Source organism: Sphingomonas asaccharolytica NBRC 15499, from assembly GCF_001598355.1.
Taxonomy (GTDB): Bacteria; Pseudomonadota; Alphaproteobacteria; order Sphingomonadales; family Sphingomonadaceae; genus Sphingomonas; species Sphingomonas asaccharolytica.
In genome coordinates this window covers 1-16,615 of the sequence record NZ_BCYU01000090.1, presented here as the reverse complement: position 1 = coordinate 16,615, position 16,615 = coordinate 1, and the positions used below count along the sequence as shown (strand labels likewise).

18 protein-coding genes are annotated in these 16,615 nt (G+C 64.7%); 12 read left to right on the top strand and 6 right to left on the bottom strand.

Translation table 11 applies throughout. From position 1 onward, the window contains the following. Positions 1-239: 239 nt before the first annotated feature. Genes SAS01S_RS18840 through SAS01S_RS18825 form a run of 4 tightly spaced genes read left to right on the top strand, consistent with a single transcriptional unit; the run spans position 240 to position 2,309 of the window. Positions 240-1,124 carry a DMT family transporter gene (locus SAS01S_RS18840; RefSeq protein ID WP_066812418.1) on the top strand — a complete coding sequence of 295 codons (885 nt, stop codon included), beginning with the start codon at positions 240-242 and terminating at the stop codon, positions 1,122-1,124. After that, positions 1,121-1,600: a GNAT family N-acetyltransferase gene (locus SAS01S_RS18835; protein WP_066812417.1), complete on the top strand. Its 480-nt coding sequence runs from the start codon at positions 1,121-1,123 to the stop codon at positions 1,598-1,600. Before SAS01S_RS18840 ends, SAS01S_RS18835 begins: the two co-directional genes overlap by 4 nt. After that, positions 1,600-1,920: a DMT family transporter gene (locus tag SAS01S_RS18830; protein WP_066812416.1), complete on the top strand. Its 321-nt coding sequence runs from the start codon at positions 1,600-1,602 to the stop codon at positions 1,918-1,920. Before SAS01S_RS18835 ends, SAS01S_RS18830 begins: the two co-directional genes overlap by 1 nt. Beyond that, positions 1,920-2,309, top strand: a complete 390-nt coding sequence (locus SAS01S_RS18825) for a TfoX/Sxy family protein (protein WP_066812415.1) — start codon at positions 1,920-1,922, stop codon at positions 2,307-2,309. The genes SAS01S_RS18830 and SAS01S_RS18825 overlap by 1 nt, the downstream gene beginning before the upstream one ends. A gap of 33 nt (positions 2,310-2,342) precedes the next feature. Here SAS01S_RS18825 and SAS01S_RS18820 read toward each other — a convergent pair whose 3' ends face one another. The 5 genes from SAS01S_RS18820 to SAS01S_RS18800 form a co-directional block, all read right to left on the bottom strand. Beyond that, entirely contained in the window at positions 2,343-2,684 is a 342-nt protein-coding gene (locus SAS01S_RS18820; protein ID WP_066812419.1) for a hypothetical protein, read from the bottom strand. 239 nt (positions 2,685-2,923) lie between these two features. Then, positions 2,924-3,628: a hypothetical protein gene (locus SAS01S_RS18815; RefSeq protein ID WP_066812414.1), complete on the bottom strand. Its 705-nt coding sequence runs from the start codon at positions 3,626-3,628 to the stop codon at positions 2,924-2,926. Continuing rightward, the gene (ppa, locus tag SAS01S_RS18810) at positions 3,625-4,164 is read right to left on the bottom strand and encodes an inorganic diphosphatase (protein WP_066812413.1); all 540 of its coding nucleotides are present in this window, start codon (positions 4,162-4,164) and stop codon (positions 3,625-3,627) included. Before ppa ends, SAS01S_RS18815 begins: the two co-directional genes overlap by 4 nt. A gap of 34 nt (positions 4,165-4,198) precedes the next feature. Continuing rightward, on the bottom strand, positions 4,199-6,112 hold the full coding sequence (locus SAS01S_RS18805) for a M61 family metallopeptidase (RefSeq protein ID WP_066812412.1): 1,914 nt from the start codon (positions 6,110-6,112) through the stop codon (positions 4,199-4,201). A gap of 87 nt (positions 6,113-6,199) precedes the next feature. Beyond that, entirely contained in the window at positions 6,200-6,838 is a 639-nt protein-coding gene (locus SAS01S_RS18800; RefSeq protein WP_066812411.1) for a DUF1345 domain-containing protein, read from the bottom strand. Between the two features lie 50 nt (positions 6,839-6,888). On the opposite strand from SAS01S_RS18800, the gene hisS reads away from it, so the two are divergent. From hisS to SAS01S_RS18760, 8 genes are all read left to right on the top strand, one after another. After that, positions 6,889-8,220, top strand: coding sequence for a histidine--tRNA ligase (hisS, locus tag SAS01S_RS18795; protein WP_084239211.1), 1,332 nt, complete (start codon positions 6,889-6,891; stop codon positions 8,218-8,220). After that, positions 8,217-9,299, top strand: a complete 1,083-nt coding sequence (gene prfA / locus SAS01S_RS18790; RefSeq protein ID WP_066812410.1) for a peptide chain release factor 1 — start codon at positions 8,217-8,219, stop codon at positions 9,297-9,299. Before hisS ends, prfA begins: the two co-directional genes overlap by 4 nt. A 57-nt stretch (positions 9,300-9,356) precedes the next feature. Continuing rightward, entirely contained in the window at positions 9,357-10,211 is an 855-nt protein-coding gene (gene prmC, locus SAS01S_RS18785) for a peptide chain release factor N(5)-glutamine methyltransferase (protein WP_066812409.1), read from the top strand. A gap of 263 nt (positions 10,212-10,474) precedes the next feature. Further along, complete coding sequence (locus SAS01S_RS18780; RefSeq protein ID WP_066812408.1) at positions 10,475-11,305, top strand: DUF4167 domain-containing protein; 831 nt, start codon at positions 10,475-10,477, stop codon at positions 11,303-11,305. 31 nt (positions 11,306-11,336) lie between these two features. Next, positions 11,337-11,798 carry a hypothetical protein gene (locus SAS01S_RS22665; protein WP_157082906.1) on the top strand — a complete coding sequence of 154 codons (462 nt, stop codon included), beginning with the start codon at positions 11,337-11,339 and terminating at the stop codon, positions 11,796-11,798. A 164-nt stretch (positions 11,799-11,962) separates the two neighbouring features. After that, entirely contained in the window at positions 11,963-13,432 is a 1,470-nt protein-coding gene (locus tag SAS01S_RS18770) for a DUF4139 domain-containing protein (RefSeq protein ID WP_066812406.1), read from the top strand. Between the two features lie 16 nt (positions 13,433-13,448). After that, positions 13,449-15,011 (top strand): DUF4139 domain-containing protein, encoded by a 1,563-nt coding sequence (locus SAS01S_RS18765; RefSeq protein WP_066812405.1) that lies wholly within the window; start codon positions 13,449-13,451, stop codon positions 15,009-15,011. Positions 15,012-15,103: 92 nt separating this feature from the next. Then, positions 15,104-15,769 (top strand): HAD family hydrolase, encoded by a 666-nt coding sequence (locus tag SAS01S_RS18760; protein ID WP_066812404.1) that lies wholly within the window; start codon positions 15,104-15,106, stop codon positions 15,767-15,769. A 37-nt stretch (positions 15,770-15,806) separates the two neighbouring features. Here SAS01S_RS18760 and SAS01S_RS18755 read toward each other — a convergent pair. Beyond that, a partial coding sequence (locus SAS01S_RS18755; RefSeq protein WP_066812403.1) for a DUF445 domain-containing protein occupies positions 15,807-16,615 on the bottom strand: 809 nt, incomplete at its 5' end.

Here is a 16,615-nt window from a genome sequence, read left to right as displayed (position 1 = left end):
GGGGGGGGGGGGGGGGACCGCTCGCTAAGCGAGGCGAGGAGGGGGCCCTCCACTCACCATCCTCCTCGCCTGTTGCTCGTTGGTCGTGGGCCCCCTCCACCAAGCCGCTTACGCGCCTTGGTCCTCCTCCCCGTGCCGGGGAGGATTTCTGTCGCTCCTCCTTTCCACAAGCCCACCTTCTCACCTCATGAGGGAAGCGGCTGGTGACGTAACGATCGCATCCCGCTATCGCGCGAGGCATGCCGCGCAGCCCCGCCTTTGTGTTTTCCATCGCGGTGCTCGGGATCGCCGTCTTCTCGTCGATGGACGCGGTGATGAAGGTGCTGGTGATCGAGATCGGCGCCTATGACACCTTGCTGTGGCGGACGCTGGCGGGCGCGATCCTGACCGGGCTGATCTATTTGCCGCAGCGGCGTGGCTGGCCGTCGCGGGCGACCATCCGTGTCCATCTGATACGCGGATCGGTGTCGGCGGTGATGGCGGTCACCTTTTTCTGGGGCCTCGCCCGCGTGCCGATGGCGCAGGCGATCGCGCTCACCTTCATCGCTCCCTTGCTGGCGTTGTTCGGCGCGGCGTTCCTGCTCAAGGAGCATATCTCGCGCCGGGCGATCATTGCCTCGCTGGTCGCCTTCGCCGGCGTGGGCGTGATCATGCTCGGTCAGGCAGCCTCGGCCCCGTCGCCGGACCGATTCCGCGGGACGGTCGCCGTGCTGCTCTCCGCGGTCTGCTATGCCTATAACATCGTGCTGATGCGGCAGCAGGCCCTGGTCGCCGGGCCGAGGGAAGTCGCCTTCTTTCAGAGCGTGATCGTGCTCGTCATCCTGGCCGCCGGCGCGCCGTTCATGGCGCATGTGCCCGATGTGCGGCATGCGCCCGCAATCGTTGGGGCGGCGGTGCTGGCGACGGCATCGCTGCTGCTGCTCGCCTGGGCCTATGCGCGCGGCGAGGCGAACTATCTCGCGCCGACCGAATATACCGCTTTCATCTGGGCGTCATTATGGGGCTGGGTCGTGTTCAGCGAGCGGATCGCGCTCTATACGCTCGCCGGCGCCGCGCTGATCATCGCCGGTTGCCTGATCGCCGCGCGGCGGCAATCGATCGAGAATGTGGAGGCTGCGTTTTGACCGTTACTATCCGTCCCGCGACGCCGCAGGATGCGGCGCTGATCCTGCGCTTCATCCGTGAGCTCGCCGAGTTCGAGCGCGAGCCTGACGCGGTAAAGGCCACCGAGGAAGGCCTGAGGCATGCCTTGTTCGGCGAGCGATCGGCCGAGGCCGTGATCGCCGAACAGGAGGGAAAGCCGATGGGCTTTGCCCTGTTCTTTCACAATTTCTCGACCTGGACGGGGCGCAAGGGCCTTTATCTCGAAGACCTGTACGTGACGCCCGAGGCGCGCGGATCGGGTGTCGGCACAGCCTTGTTGCGGCATCTGGCGGGAATAGCACTCGATCGCGGTTGCGGACGCTTCGAATGGGCGGTGCTCGACTGGAACACGCCGGCGATCGATTTCTATACCGCCATGGGCGCAGAGAGCTTGGACGAATGGCGCATCCGGCGCGTCACCGGCGAGGCGCTGGCCAAGCTCGCGGACCGCGGCTGATGGCCTGGGTCTGGCTGATCCTGGGTGGCTGCTTCGAGGTCGGATTCACCACCTGCCTCCGCCACGTCGATGGGTTCCGCAACCTGTGGTGGACACTGGGCTTTCTCGCCTCGGTCACGCTGTCGATGGCACTGCTCGAATACGCCTCGCGGTCGATCGCGATGGGGACAGCCTATGCTGTGTGGGGCGGGATCGGCGCATTAGGCACGGTGATCGTTGGCATTGCATGGTATCAGGAGCCGGCGAGCTTGCCGCGACTCCTGCTGATTCTTGGTGTCGTCGCGTGCATTGCCGGACTGAAGATCACGGGAGCGCGCTGATGGCGGCCGACCAAGGCCTGATCGACTGGGTGAGCGAGGCGATGGAGCCGATCGGCCGCGTCACCAAACGCGCGATGATGGGAGGGGCGACGCTCTATTGCGACGGCACCATCTTCGCGATCGTCGCGAGCGGCGGCGGGCTGTGGTTCAAGGCGGACGCCGAAAGCGACGCGGTGTGGGACGATGCGGGCTGCGCGCGCTTCACCTACGATATGGGCGGCAAGACCGGCAGCATGAACTACCGCCGCGCGCCCGACGACGTCTATGACGACGCCGACGAGCTCAGGCACTGGGCAATGCTGGCGCTCGAGGCGGGAAGGCGCGCGCCGAAAAAGGCGCCGCCGCGGCGGACGGCGCGGGCAGCGACGCGGGGGCGGGCACGCAAATAAAGGATAAGTAGCGCTGTTGAGTGGAAGTGGTCGTTACTCCAAGCCACTTCTGGGGCCATCGTCCAACTTTTCAGTGAAGTGGATTTTGATCAGGGCGGCGACGGCTACAATTGGAAGTCCTGCTTTGATAATTGTTTGGCCCGTGATCAAGACGGTAAAACCCGTGACCGCCGGCACCATCACTCCGAACAGCAAGACCAAATCGTCAGGTTTGGTCCAGTTGATGCCCAAACCAACAAATCCGAACAGCGATCCCGCAATCCATAACGGCTTGAGCCGCAGATCGGACGATCTGACTATGGCCCAGATCGCCCATAGGATCGTTACGATCACCGCAGATGCGAACGCCATCACGATCAATTGATATCCGTTCATCGAACGTCCCTCCATCCGCGGTCTAGAACCTCCACCGTACTGACGCCGGTGTTGCGAATGTCCGAAAGATAGTTCGCAAGCGGACCCATGAGCGGGACTCGAACCCGCCAAACGCATCGATAACTCGGTGCGCCCACTCCGACAGCGTCAGGGCCGAGGACAACTTACCGAATAAACGAACGTCTGCAATCACAGGCGTAGTAGTGGATATCGCGGCGAAGAGTGGGTCGCCAGCAGGCTCAGTGCAGCGCTCTCGGCGCCCTCCGCCCAAACACCCCCGCCGCAAACGACGCGACGATCGCTGTCACGAGGATTGCGAACCAGGCGTATGTGAACCCAGCCATCATCATCGCGTTGGGCAGTAGCCAGAACCCATAGACCGCCGCCGCGCCGCCAACCGCGATGACCAGCCCGAACAGCATTGGCCACAGCTTGAACGCGCGGATCATTTCCAGCCCGATCAGCATGGTGCCGATCGCGAGAAGGCCGAACTTGACGTGGACGGCCCACCACAGGCCGTGAAGCTGTGCCGGCGTCCCGGGCAGGTCGCCCATGATCCGCCACATCAACATGCCCTCGATCTCGTCGCTCAATCCGGCGATCAGCAGCATCGCGACGATCGCGCGCTGCGTCCTGCCGCGGCTGGCGGCGATCGCCGCCAGGACCAGGAACGCGGTGTAGGAAGGGATGAAGCCGAGCGCGTCGAGCAACAGGCCCTTGTCCTGGGCGCCGACTAGCGTCGCTCGGCACGCGCCGGAACCGAACAACGCCGCGACGTCGCTCGGTGTCCGGGCCAGCTCGAAGGCCAGGATCGGCCCGAGCTGTCCGGACCCGGCGAACGTCCCGCAGGCGACCAGCCCGGGGATATTGCCGAACGCAAAGGAACAGGCAAAGGCGATCAGTCCCGCCAGCACACTCAGGCGCCAGGCGGTCCGTGGCCTCACGCCGCTTCGGTTTCCTTGGCGCGAGCGATCGCCTCGATCACGATCTGGCGCGCTTCCGCCGCGTCGCCCCATTTGCCGACGCGCACCCACTTCTCGGCCTCGAGGTCCTTATAGTGGGTGAAGAAATGCTCGATCTGCGCGAGCACGATCGAGGGCAAATCCCCCCGCTCGCCGACATCCGAATAATAGGGAAAGGTCGAATCGACCGGGACGCAGATCAGTTTCTCGTCGCCGCCATGCTCGTCCTCGAGATTGAGGACGCCGATCGGCCGCGCGCGCACGACGCAGCCGGGGACGAACGGCGATCGCGCAATCACCAGCGCGTCGAGCGGATCGCCATCGGGCGACAGGGTATGCGGCACGAAGCCGTAATTTGCCGGATAGCGCATCGGCGTATGCAGGATGCGGTCGACGAACAGCGCGCCCGACTTCTTGTCGAACTCGTATTTTACCGGCTCGCCGCCGACCGGCACTTCGATAACGACGTTCAGGCTCTCGGGCGGGTTGTCCCCGACCGGTATCAAATCGATCCGCATGTCATTCCTCTATGGCGTGGCGCGCCGCCCCGTCTCAGCGGGGCTGGAGCAGCAGGTCGAGACCGCTCTCCCCGGTCCCGGTCTTCACCAGATGCGGATAGCGCAGCCCGTCATGATAGTCGATGCTCACGCTGCGCACTTCTTCGCCCGCCTTGACCAAAAGGACGATAGGCGCCTTGCCGCCCTTGGCCTCGGTCACCGCCGCCTTCAGGCGATCGTCCGAATAAGCCAGGCCGTTCACGCTGACGATCGTGTCGCCGACGGTCAGCCCGGCGTCGAAGGCGGGGCTGCCCCAGCGCACCGAACCCAGGCTGGCGTCGCTGCCGATCTGGAAGCCGAGCGAATAATAGAAGTCGGTGACCTTGCGCGCGCGCTCGGCCTGCTTGCCGATCGCGGGCTGCACGTCGGTATAGACGAGCTTATAGCCGTTGCGGTCGAACCCGCCGAGCGGTGCGGGCTCGCCGACGCCGTAGAGCCGCTTGGTCAACAGGCCGCGCCAGTCATAGGGCTGGATCTTGTCGAGCGTCGCGACGACATCGTCGAACGTATAAGTGACTTCACCCCAATCGCCGTCATTGATGCCGAAGAACGCGCGGGCGAAATCGTCGATCGACCTGCTGCCCTTCGACTGCTGGCGAAGGATCGAATCTACCTCCATCCAGATCAGCAGGCCTTCGTTGTAATAATCCTCCGACCGCTGGTTGCTGGTCCAGCCCTTAGGCCGACGGTTGGAGATGATCGGGTCGTTGGTCGTGTCGATCATCGGGCGCCAGTTGCGGCCCGGCGTATTGTCGAGATTGGCCATGATCGCGGCATAGCCGTCGAGCGTATCCTGTTTCGACACCAGGCCCGACCGCGCCTGAAGCACATAGCCCCAGAATTGGGTCTGCCCCTCATAGACCCAGAGCAGGCTGTTGCGCATCGGATAGAGATAATCGGGCGTCCACAGATCCGCACCGCGGCGGAACTTGCCGTCCCAGCTATGGGTGTATTCGTGCGGCAACAGGTTGCGCGCGCCGGCGTTCATATCCCACTCGCTGAAATAGCCCATGCGCGTGCCGTCCTCGGAACTGCGATGATGCTCCAGGCCGATCCCGCCGAGCTCGTTCGAGATCGACAGCAGGAATTCGTAATGGTCGTAATGCTGCGCGCCGAAGGTGCGGACGGCCTGTTCGACCAGCCGCTTATGCGCGTCGATCATCGCCGGGGTCGCTGAATCGAGCTCCTTCTGGGTGTCGGCATAGACGTTGAGATTGACGCGTTCGCTCAGCGGCCACTTCTTGTAATAGCGGCCCGCCAGCATCGGGCTGTCGAGCAGGATTTCGTAATTGGTCGGCTCGTACGTGTAGGTCGACCCCGCCACCTTGGCGTTGAGCGCCGAGGACGCGGTCCACCCTTCGGGATATTTGACCGTCATGCGAACCGGGATCTGCCGCACGAAATAGCCCGCTGGATAGAAGCTGGTGCCGATCGGCTCGAGGCTCAGCAGGTTGCGTGTGACCATCATCCGACCCTGGTCGCCTTTGGTCGAGGTGACGTATTTGAACGTGATCTCGATCGACTTGGCGCCCTTGGGCACGTCGAGATGGAATGCATAGACCTCGGCCGGGTCGCGCTTCCACGCGACCGCCTTGCCGGCGGCGGTGATGTGCAGGTCGACTACCTTGTCGATTTCGTTACGCGGCGTGTGCCCGCCCGGCACCCATTTCGGATAGAGCAGCACCATCTCGCCGCTGCCCGAGACCGGGATATTCTCCTTGATGACATAGATGCCGCGCGCCGTGTCGGTCGCATCGACGTCGAGCGTCAGCGTGCCTGGATAAGGCTTGTCGACCGCGACGGGGATCGTGTTCTCGACCGGCGTCGGCTGCGGCTTCGAATTCTCGGCGAGGGCGACGGTGGCAACGGTGGAGGCGAGCAGGACGGCAAGAGCGGCGCGACGGAGCATGGAGGACGACCCCTTTTTTATGTGATGGCGTGACGTAGGACGGCGACACACCCGACGTCCAGAGCTAACGCTACGGAATCGCTGGAATCACGAAGCGCCGAGCGAGTTGATGGTAAAGGCCAGGACGCCGAGGTTGAACACGAAGGCGGCGAGGCAATGGCCAGTGACGACGCGGCGGACGCGACGGCTCTTGATGTCGACGTCGCTCGTCTGGAACGTCATGCCCAGGGTGAAGCTGAAATAAACGAAATCCCAATAATCCGGGTCGTCGCAATTGGGGAATTCGATCCCCGCGCTGTCTTCATTATCCTCTGCCGGCAGATAGTAGAGATGCGCATAATGCAGCGCATAGATCATGTTCGAAAAGGTCCAGGCGAGCACCAGCGAGACCAGCACCAGCACGATGGTGAAGGGCGTCGCCTTTTCGAGCTTTTCGGTGACGACCGAGACCATGATGATGATCGACGTCACCACGGTGAGCAGCAGCAGGAAAGCGCGATTGGCGTCGTTGCGCTGCGCCGCCGCACGCATCTGCTCGGCGGTGCCGCGCATGAACAGCGGCATGATCGAGAAAAGGAAGACCGCCGCGGCGATATCGAACGCGATCATCGCGCCCCGTCCGTAGCTTTGGGCCGGGATCGTAAAGAACAGCCCCACCACGAAGATCGCGACGAAGGCGATGAAGCGGGGAGGCGCGAGCCGGTGACCGAGATGCATGTTCGCCATTATGAAACGCTAGCGTAGGCCGCCCGCCTCTACTAGAGAGCGCCGCCAACATGGCGCGTATCGAGACACCCCGGCCGATCAGAGGCACCCAGGACATTTTCGGCGACGAACAGCGGCGCTTTGCGCGCGTACTCGAGGCGTTCGATCATGTCCGCCGGCTTTACGCTTTCCAGCGCGTCGACTTGCCGGTGTTCGAGGATACCCAGGTCTTCGCGCGCTCGATCGGCGAGACTACCGACGTCGTCTCCAAGGAGATGTACACGTTCGAGGATCGCGGCGGGGATTCGCTGACCCTGCGCCCCGAATTCACCGCGGGCGTGTGCCGGGCGTATCTGACCCAGGGATGGCAGCAATATGCGCCGCTCAAGCTGGTCACCTCCGGCCCGCTGTTCCGCTACGAACGTCCGCAAAAGGGGCGTTATCGCCAGTTCCACCAGATCGATGCCGAGGTGATCGGCGCGGCCGAGCCCGCCGCGGATGTCGAACTGCTCGCCTTCGCCGACCAGTTGCTCCACGAACTCGGCATCGCCGAGGGCGTGACGCTGCAGCTCAACACCTTGGGCGACGCCGAGACGCGCGATGCCTGGCGCGCGGCATTGGTCGCGCATTTCGAGCAGCATCGCGGCGAGCTGTCCGAAGACAGCCTGGTCCGGCTCGACAAGAACCCGATGCGCATCCTCGACAGCAAGGACCCGCGCGATCGCGCGATCGCCGACGCCGCGCCGGATATCGACGCCTATCTGACGAGCGAGGCGGGAACTTTCTTCGAGAAGGTGACCAAGGGTCTCGACGCGGCAGGCGTGGCGTGGACGCGTAACGGCCGGCTGGTGCGCGGGCTCGATTATTACCGTCACACTGCGTTCGAGTTCGTCACTGACCGGCTGGGCGCGCAGGGGACGGTGCTGGCGGGCGGGCGATATGACGGGCTGATCGAGTCATTGGGTGGACCTGCCACGCCCGGCGTTGGTTGGGCGGCCGGTGTCGAGCGGCTGGCGATGTTGCTCGCGGAACCCAAAGCCGAACGGATCGACGCCGTGATCGTGCCGATGGGAGAGGCGGCCGAAGCTCAAGCGGTGACCTTGTTGGCCGACCTGCGCCGCTTCGGTCTCGCCGTCGACATGGCGTATAAAGGCAATATGAAGCGGCGGCTGGCCAAGGCCAATGCGATGGATGCGGCATTTGCCGTGATCTTGGGCGATGACGAAATTGCCAAGGGCGTGGCGTCGGTGAAGGATTTGATCGACGGCACGCAGCAGGAAGTTGAGCTCGATGCCGTGGGCGATCAAATTCGTGGTGGCCTCGCTCGGCACGGACGTGGCGCAATGGAAGGATGGACGCTCTTTGCGCCTGCGGACTTCTTTGCGGACACGCCATCGCAATGACCTCGATCTCTCCCGAGCGGATCGCGCAGATCGAGGCGCGGCGCGATGAATTGTCGGCGTTGATGGCGACCGGCGATTTGTCGGGCGAGCGCTTCGTCCAGGTGTCGAAGGAATATGCTGAGATCGAGCCGGTGGCGAAAGCCGCAGGCGAAGTGCGGCGGCTGCGCGCCGAACTCTCGACCCTGAGCCATATGGCCGAGGACGATGCCGCCGACGGCGAGTTGAAGGCGATGGCGCGCGAGGAGATCGAGGAGATTCGCGCTACATTGCCTCAGGCCGAACGCGCGCTGGCCCTTTCGCTGTTGCCGCGCGACGCCGCCGACGAGCGTGCGGCGATGCTCGAAATCCGCGCTGGCACCGGCGGTGACGAGGCGTCGCTGTTCGCCGGCGACTTGTTCCGCATGTACCAGCGTTATGCCGAAGGGCAGGGCTGGCGAGTCGAACTGATCTCCGCGTCAACCTCGGAAGCGGGCGGGTTCAAGGAAGTCGTCGCCTCGGTCGAGGGCAAGGGCGTGTTCGCCCGGTTGAAGTTCGAAAGCGGCGTCCACCGGGTCCAGCGCGTGCCGGTGACCGAAAGCGGCGGGCGCATTCACACCTCGGCGGCGACCGTCGCGGTGCTGCCCGAGGCCGAGGATGTTGACGTCCAGATCGACGAGGCGCGCGACTTGCGGATCGACGTCTATCGCTCGTCGGGCCCGGGCGGCCAGTCGGTCAACACCACCGACAGTGCGGTCCGCATCACCCACTTGCCGACCGGGCTGGTGGTGATCCAGCAGGATGAGAAATCGCAGCACAAGAACAAGGCCAAGGCGCTCAAGGTGCTCAGGACGCGGCTCTATGAAGCCGAGCGCGAGCGGCTCGCGGCGGAGCGGTCGGGGACGCGCAAGGCGATGGTCGGCACCGGCGACCGTTCGGAGCGCATCCGGACATACAATTTTCCGCAAGGCCGCGTGACTGATCACCGCATCAACCTGACCTTGCATCGCCTGCCCGAGATCCTCGAAGGCGATATGGACGAGTTGATCGGCGCGCTGATCGCCGAGGACGAGGCTGAGCGGCTGGCGACGTTGGATGGGTAAATTCCCCTCCCGCTTGCGGGAGGGGCTAGGGGAGGGCGTGTTCCCTCCTCGCGATCTGTGACAAGCTCTTACCCAACCCCTCCCGCGAGCGGGAGGGGCGTTAGAGCAGCCCTCGCCGAAGCGACTCAGCGTCTCGCGGCCGTCTCCGACACCCCTCGTCTGGATGCCGAACTGCTGATGGCGCACGCGCTCGGCGCGACCCGCGAGCAATTGCTGATGCGGCGCCTGGACGATTCCGCGCCAGCCGCCTTCGTCGCGCTGCTCGCGCGCCGCCTGGCGCACGAACCCGTCGCCTACATCACCGGCACGCGCGATTTTTGGACGATCAGCCTGTCGGTCGGCCCCGGCGTGCTCATCCCGCGCCCCGATAGCGAGACGCTGATCGAGGCGGCCGTCGAGCATTTCGCTGGTCGAGCGCCCGCCACGATCCTCGATTTGGGAACGGGCCCCGGGACGTTGTTGCTGGCTGCGCTCGCGGAATGGCCGGAGGCGCGGGGGCTGGGTATCGACGAGTCCGATCGCGCCCAAGATTATTTCGAAATCAACGTCGATGACTTGGGCATGGAGGATCGTGCCCGCTTCAAGCTAGGTGACTGGGCAGCCGGCACCGAAGGGCAATTCGACCTCGTCCTCTGCAATCCCCCCTATATCGCCGCCGACGAATCGCTTCCGGCGGAGGTGCGCGAGCACGAGCCGGGCGCGGCGTTGTTCGCCGGCCCCGACGGCCTAGACGATTATCGCATCATCGCGTCCCAGCTCCCGCGGCTGATCGCGCCGGGCGGCATGGCGGCGATCGAGATCGGCGCCACGCAGGCCGAAGCGGTGTACGCGTTGCTGACCGCGCAAGGCCTGAAGGTCGAAGTTCGCCGCGATCTTGCCGGGCGCGACCGATGCGTCATCGCCACACCTTGAAAATGACATACTTCGGTTACATATTTCTTCTTGGACAAACGCCCCGCAGCCGCTATTGAGCGCGAAGGGGCAGACGATCTCAATCGACAAGTCGTTGAAATCGCGGGCCTGCCCAATCCATCGTCATTAGGCCGCTCGTCCGGCGGCCATGACAGGCCTTTCGCGCCTCCACCCAAGTTTCGGGTTCGGCGCGGACGGTGCGTGGGATTTGCATCCTCTTGGAGCAAGGCCGGGTTTGTTTTGAACACAAGGACCACAGGACTTTGAACATAAATCGTCAGGCCGGCCGCCGTCGCGGCCGTGGTGGCCAGCGCCAGGGTGGCGGCGGTAATCCCAACGGCAACAATGGGAACCGCATCGACAACCGCGCGCGGGGTAATGCGAACCAGCTCTTCGAGAAGTACAAGACGCTCGCCGCCGAGGCGCAACGTCAGGGCGACCGCGTCAACACCGAATATTATCTGCAGTTCGCGGATCACTATTTCCGTGTGCTCGCCGAGAATCGCAACCGGTTCGAGGAGCAGAATCCGAACCAGGCTCAGCAGCGCCGCGGCCGCGAGGACGCGTTCGATGATGAGGATGAAGGTTACGAGGATGATGGCGCCGAGGGCGAGAGCCAGGAGCCACGCCGCGAGATTCAGGCAGAACCGCGCCGGGAGAGCCGCAACCAGGATCGAGACGATCGTGGCAATCGCGACGACCGCGGCAGTCGTCAGGATCGCGGCAATCGCGAACCGCGCGAGGATCGTGGCAATCGCTATAACGGCAATGCCAATGCCGATGCTGGCGCGAACGGCAACGTGAACGGCTATGCCGAGAACGACACCGACGACGTGAACAGCGTCGAGGTGGCCGAAGTTGCCGCGCCGGTCGAGGACCGTCCCGAGCGCCCGTCGCGCCGTGGTCTTCGCCCCCGCCGCGAGCCGCGTGCGGTCGAGGCGACCGAAGGCGAGACGTTCGACGCCTCGCTGCTGCCGCCGTCGCTCGGCATTTCGGCCGGCACCGAAGGCGAGGAAGAACCCGCCCCCAAGCCACGCCGCCGCCGCACGCCGCGCGCTGCCGCGACCGAACCGGCCGCCGACGCCGCCGAATGATTGCCGTCACCCCAGCGAAGGCTGGGGTCTCGTGCAATATCTCGATTGCCTGAAATCCCAGCTTTCGCTGGGACGACGGAATGAAACGCCCGGCCGGATCCATTCCGCCGGGCGTTTTGTTTTTCGGGAGGACGTGCCGCGGGCGGTGTCCGTGAAGGCAACTATCGACCCAATTGCGGAGCTTGGCGCCTTGGCTACTATAGCTCGTATGAAGACGGCCGATGCCATCGCAAGCGAGTTGGCCGACGAGTGGTTGGCTATGATGTCAGCAGTCTCGTGGGCAGATCATGCCAGGTCAATAATTCGGCGCGCGTCGGCGCCTTGCGGGGAGACTACTTCGCTTCAGACCGAGGTCGTCCTTCTCGATGTGAGCGATTCTTATAAGTGGGTCACCGACAGCGCGGGCGATATAGAGCTGACAATTGAAGTCTTTGACGACCCGGACCAGCCTCCGCTTGCGACCCGTATAAACATCATCAAACGCTCCTATTGAACAGCAGCCACCGCTTTTTCCGCCCTCCCGGTGACGGCTCTCAGCTGCGTGATTGCGTCAATCTCCGCGATCGCTTCGAAATGATACGACATCGCACCTTTCGCGATCTTTCAGCTTCCGTTCGCCCGCCAACACGCTAGCTTCGCCCCAAACAAGACAAGGGGATGAAGATGCGCGCACTGGCGGTTTCGGTCTTGTTGCTGGCGCCGGGCGCCGCGTTGGCGCAGACCGCGCCGCAGCCCTCGGCGCAGGGCGACGTCTCGGTCACGATCTACAATAACGACCTCGCACTGATCCAGGATACCCGGCGGCTGACCCTAGCCAATGGCGTCAACCGCCAGGAATTTCCCGACGTCTCCGACCGCATCCGGCCGGAGACGGTGCGGCTGTCGGTCGACGGCGCGTCGATCGTCGAGCAGAATTTCGACTATGATTTGTTGTCGCCGAGCGCGCTGATCCAGAAAGCGGTCGGCCAGACCATCACGCTGGTCCGCACCAACCCGGCGACCGGCGCCGAGACGCGCGAGCGGGCCAAGGTGCTGGCGACCAATGGCGGCGTCGTGCTCCAGATCGGCAGCGCTATCGAGGTGCTGCGCGACGACGGGCTGCCAGTGCGCGTGGTCTATGATTCGCTGCCGCCCAATCTGCGCGCGCGGCCGACCCTGTCGATCTCGCTCGATGCCTCGGGCGGTGGCACGCGGCCGGCGACGCTCAGCTATTTGACTACCGGGCTCGGCTGGAACGCCGATTATGTCGCCTTGTTCGACGAAGCGAAGAGCACGATCGACGTCCAGGGTTGGGTGACGCTGCGCAACGAAAACAATGTCGCGTTCACCAATGCCGATACCGTGCTGGTTGCGGGGGCACCGGGGCAAGGCGGCGGCAATGCCGGCATGGCGCCGGGTACCCTGCCGGGTACCGAGCGTTCGGGGCGTGCCCGGCTGGGCGATTTCTACCTCTATCCGGTCGGGCACCGCATCACTATCGCGCCCAATCAGCAGAAGCAGGTGAGCTTTCTGTCGGTCGGCGGGGTGCCGGCGAAGAAGCTCTATCAATATCGCAACGATTGGTACGGATCGTCGAGCGATCCGGTCAGCGCGGCCACGGTGCTGAGCTTCTCGAGCTCGAAGGATGGCGGGCTCGGCGACGCGCTGCCCGCAGGCACAGTCCGCGTCTATATCCGAGACGCCAAGGGCCAGCCGCAGTTCATCGGCGAGAACCGGATCGACCACACGCCGATGGGATCGACCCTGGCGATCCGCACCGGCGAAGCGTTCGACGTCAAGGTCAAGCCGGCGGTCGACAAGCGCGAGAAGATCAACAGCGGCGAATGGGAGCGGACGGAGAAATTCCGCGTCTCAATCGACGGCGGAAAGCCGACCACGGTCGAGCGTGAAGATGAAGTCACTTATTGGCGCACGACGATGAGCTATACGGTCACCAACGCGCGGCCCGAGCCGGTCACCGTCGACCTGGTCCAGGCCGGGCTCGACCGCAGCTATTGGCACGACACCCGCGTCTCGAGCGAATCGATCAAGGGCGAGCAGCGGTCGCTCGATGAGCGGCTATGGCATGTGACGGTGCCGGCCAATGGGTCGACCGTGCTGACCGTCGCGTTCGACACCCGGTACTGACGGCGGGATCTGCGCGATGCGCGCCGCCTTGCTGTTGCTGCTCGTGCTGGCCGGCGCCATGCCGGCGCGCGCGCAGACGGTCGTCACGTCCGCCGGTCCCGACAAGGTGTCGGTCACACTCTATCGCGACCCCAATCGCGACACGCAACGCGCGATCAACCGGTCCTATCCGCAGGGCTTCGCGCTGATCACCGAGACGCGCACGGTGACCATCCCCGCCGGGCCGGCGGTGATCCGGTTCGAAGGCGTCGCGGGCAACATCTTGCCGGAAAGCGCCTTGGTGTCGGGACTGCCCGGTGGGGTCGAGGAGAAGAATCTCGACGCCAATCTGTTGTCGCCGCGATCGCTGTTCGACCGCGCGCTGGGCCGCCGCGTCCTCGTCCGCCGCACCAATCCGGCGACGGGCAAGGCGAACTTGCTACAGGCGACCTTGCGGTCGTCGTCGGCGGGAGCCGCTGTGCTCCAGTTCGGCGGCGCCTATGGCGACCTCAGATGTTCCGGGCTGCCCGAAACGATCGTCTATGACGGCGTGCCCGAAGGCTTGTCGGCCAAGCCGACGCTGGCCGTGAGGACGACGGCCAAGTCCGAACGCCAGGTGACGCTGACCTTGTCCTATTTGTCGGGCGGGTTCGACTGGCAGGCGGATTACGTCATCGCGATGCGCAAGGACGGGCAAAGCGCCGATCTGTTCGCATGGATCACGTTGGCGTCGACCGACGTCACCAGCTTCGTCGACGCCGATACCCAGGTCGTCGCGGGCAAGATCAATCGCACCGCGAACAGCAATTACGGCCCGCGCAATTCCGTCTCGGCCAGCTACCTGCCGCTGCAATGCTGGCCATTGCCGGAATATGATCTCGAGAACGAGAATGTCAGCGATCAATTGCAATCGGTGCCCGCGCCGCCGCCGCCGCCGCCACCGCCGGCCCCCGAACCGATGGAACTCGTAGTCTCCGCAAGCCGGGCCGGGTTTATGGCCGACGCGAAAGTGGCGACGGTCGAGGCGCTCGGCGACCTCAAACTCTATCGCTTCCCGACCCGCGTCACCGTCGCCTCGCAATCGCAGAAGCAGGTCGGCCTGATGAACAAGCCCGGCGTCAAACTCGCGCCGGTCTATGTCAGCGATATCATGCGCGAGAACGCCCAGACGGCATTGCTACTCCGCGGCAAGAATAATGCCGCCAACGGGCTCGGTGCCGCGATGCCGGCGGGCAAGGCCGCGGTTTTCAGCGACGTGGGCGGACAGATGCTGCTGGTCGGCGAATCCGCGATCGACGACAAGGCCCTAGATGAGTTGGTCGAATTCCGCATGGGCCGGCCGCAGAGCGTATCGGCGCAGGTGGTGGGTACACGCCGCCGTCCCGACGACCGCACCATCGCTTATGCGTTGACCGTCACCAACGACCAGCCCTGGCCGGTAACCTATGAGGCCAAGATCCATCTCTACGATTACGAGAAGATGGCGCGATCGAGCAGCCGGCTGGGGAGGAAGGACGGCGCCTCTTTCTGGACGACCGTGGTTCCGGCCAACGGCATCGCGACCCTGTCCTATGCGGTGCGCGACGATCGCAAGCGGTAGGTTGCCCAGCCTCGCTCGGGTATCCGCAGCCTTCAGCGCGGCTGGCAGGCGGGTCGTTTGAGCTTGCCGAAATGCCCGCTAAGGCAGGGGCGATGCAACGGCTCGCGATTTACGACATGGACAAGACGATCACCCGATCGCCGACCTGGATGCCGTTCCTGCGCGCCTGGGTCAGACGGCGGCCGTGGCGGCTCGCGGCGCTGGCGGCCAGCGCCGCGCCGGCCGCGCTCTATCTCGGCAAACGCATCGATCGCGCGCGATTGAAGGAAATGACCCAGCGGTTGGTGATGGGGCAGGGGGCCGCAACCGCCGCGGTCGAACGCGTCGCCGGGCGCTTCGCCGCCAACATTGTCACTGGGAAAGTGTGGGACGATGCGCGCGCGCAAATCGCGGCCGACCGTGCGGCCGGCTATCGCGTGGTGATGGCGACCGCCTCCTATGATTTCTACGTCCGTCCGATTGCCGCTGCCTTGGGCATCACCGATGTCATCGCCACGCCGTCGACTCTCGAACATGGCCGTCTGCGGCCGCGCATCGCGGGCGAGAATTGCTATGGCGACGCCAAGCTAAGGATGATCGAGGCGTGGATGGCGCGGGAGGGGATCGCGCGCGCCGACGCGCATGTCCGTTTCTACTCGGATCACGTGTCCGATGCCCCGACGCTCGATTGGGCGGACGAAGCCTTCGCGGTCAATCCGCACGCGCCGTTGCTAGCGCTGGCCCGGGAGAAGGGTTGGGACGTGCTGCGCTGGCGATAGAGTCGGCTCTCGCTTGGCGAGAGGGGAGTTCCGACGCCTAAAGAAGCACATCCACAGCGTGGATGACGAGCCCGACCAGCCCGCCGACCAAAGTGCCGTTGATCCGGATATATTGCAGGTCGCGCCCCACCGCATTCTCCAGCCGTCGCGTGATCGTTTGCGCGTCCCATCCGCGCACCGTTTCCGACACCAGCCGGACGATTGCGTCACCATAATCGGCCGCCGCGCCGACCGCGGCGCGCCGCGCGAAACGGTTGATCGTGCTGGCGAGCTCGGGATCCTCCTGCAACGTCGTGCCGAGCTGGTGGAGTGCCTCGCCGAACCGTCCGGCCATCATCGCATCGGGATCGCGCGCGATCTTCAGCATGGCGCCGCGCATCTGCTCCCAGATGCCCTGCCACCAGTCCGACAGCGCCGGATTGTCGAGCATCTCGGCCTTGAATCCCTCGACCCGCTCGCGCATCACCGGGTCGAATTGCAGGTCATGCGCGAGTTGCGCCAGGCCTTCCTCGGCCTTGGCGCGCAACGGGTGGTCAGGTTGGGACGCCATGTCCTGGATCATACCGTCGAGACCGGCGATGATCTTGTTGGCCAAGGTCTCGTCGAGCCCGGTCCAGCGCATCAGCGACCCGGCACGCTCATGCACCATCGCGCGGATCACCGGCTCGTTGGCCGACAGCACCTTGGCCGCCCATTTGATGATGCCGTCGAGCAGAGGCACATGGCGGTTGTCGGCGATCGCCGCGCTCAGCGCATTGCCCAACAATGGCGAGATTTCGAGCGAGCGCAGCCGCTGCGCCAGCGTCGTCCGTACCATCCCGCCAAGCCGTTCCTGGTCGAGCGATT

Excerpts from the sequence above, each read along its gene's own strand:
- SAS01S_RS18825 (WP_066812415.1), top strand. The coding sequence starts at position 1,920 with ATGGCGGCCGACCAAGGCCTGATCGACTGGGTGAGCGAGGCGATGGAG.
- ppa (WP_066812413.1), bottom strand. The coding sequence starts at position 4,164 with ATGCGGATCGATTTGATACCGGTCGGGGACAACCCGCCCGAGAGCCTG.
- SAS01S_RS18765 (WP_066812405.1), top strand. The coding sequence starts at position 13,449 with ATGCGCGCCGCCTTGCTGTTGCTGCTCGTGCTGGCCGGCGCCATGCCG.
- hisS (WP_084239211.1), top strand. The coding sequence starts at position 6,889 with ATGGCGCGTATCGAGACACCCCGGCCGATCAGAGGCACCCAGGACATT.
- SAS01S_RS18805 (WP_066812412.1), bottom strand. The coding sequence starts at position 6,112 with ATGCTCCGTCGCGCCGCTCTTGCCGTCCTGCTCGCCTCCACCGTTGCC.
- SAS01S_RS18800 (WP_066812411.1), bottom strand. The coding sequence starts at position 6,838 with ATGGCGAACATGCATCTCGGTCACCGGCTCGCGCCTCCCCGCTTCATC.
- SAS01S_RS18840 (WP_066812418.1), top strand. The coding sequence starts at position 240 with ATGCCGCGCAGCCCCGCCTTTGTGTTTTCCATCGCGGTGCTCGGGATC.
- SAS01S_RS18820 (WP_066812419.1), bottom strand. The coding sequence starts at position 2,684 with ATGAACGGATATCAATTGATCGTGATGGCGTTCGCATCTGCGGTGATC.
- SAS01S_RS18760 (WP_066812404.1), top strand. The coding sequence starts at position 15,104 with ATGCAACGGCTCGCGATTTACGACATGGACAAGACGATCACCCGATCG.
- SAS01S_RS18770 (WP_066812406.1), top strand. The coding sequence starts at position 11,963 with ATGAAGATGCGCGCACTGGCGGTTTCGGTCTTGTTGCTGGCGCCGGGC.
- prfA (WP_066812410.1), top strand. The coding sequence starts at position 8,217 with ATGACCTCGATCTCTCCCGAGCGGATCGCGCAGATCGAGGCGCGGCGC.
- SAS01S_RS18830 (WP_066812416.1), top strand. The coding sequence starts at position 1,600 with ATGGCCTGGGTCTGGCTGATCCTGGGTGGCTGCTTCGAGGTCGGATTC.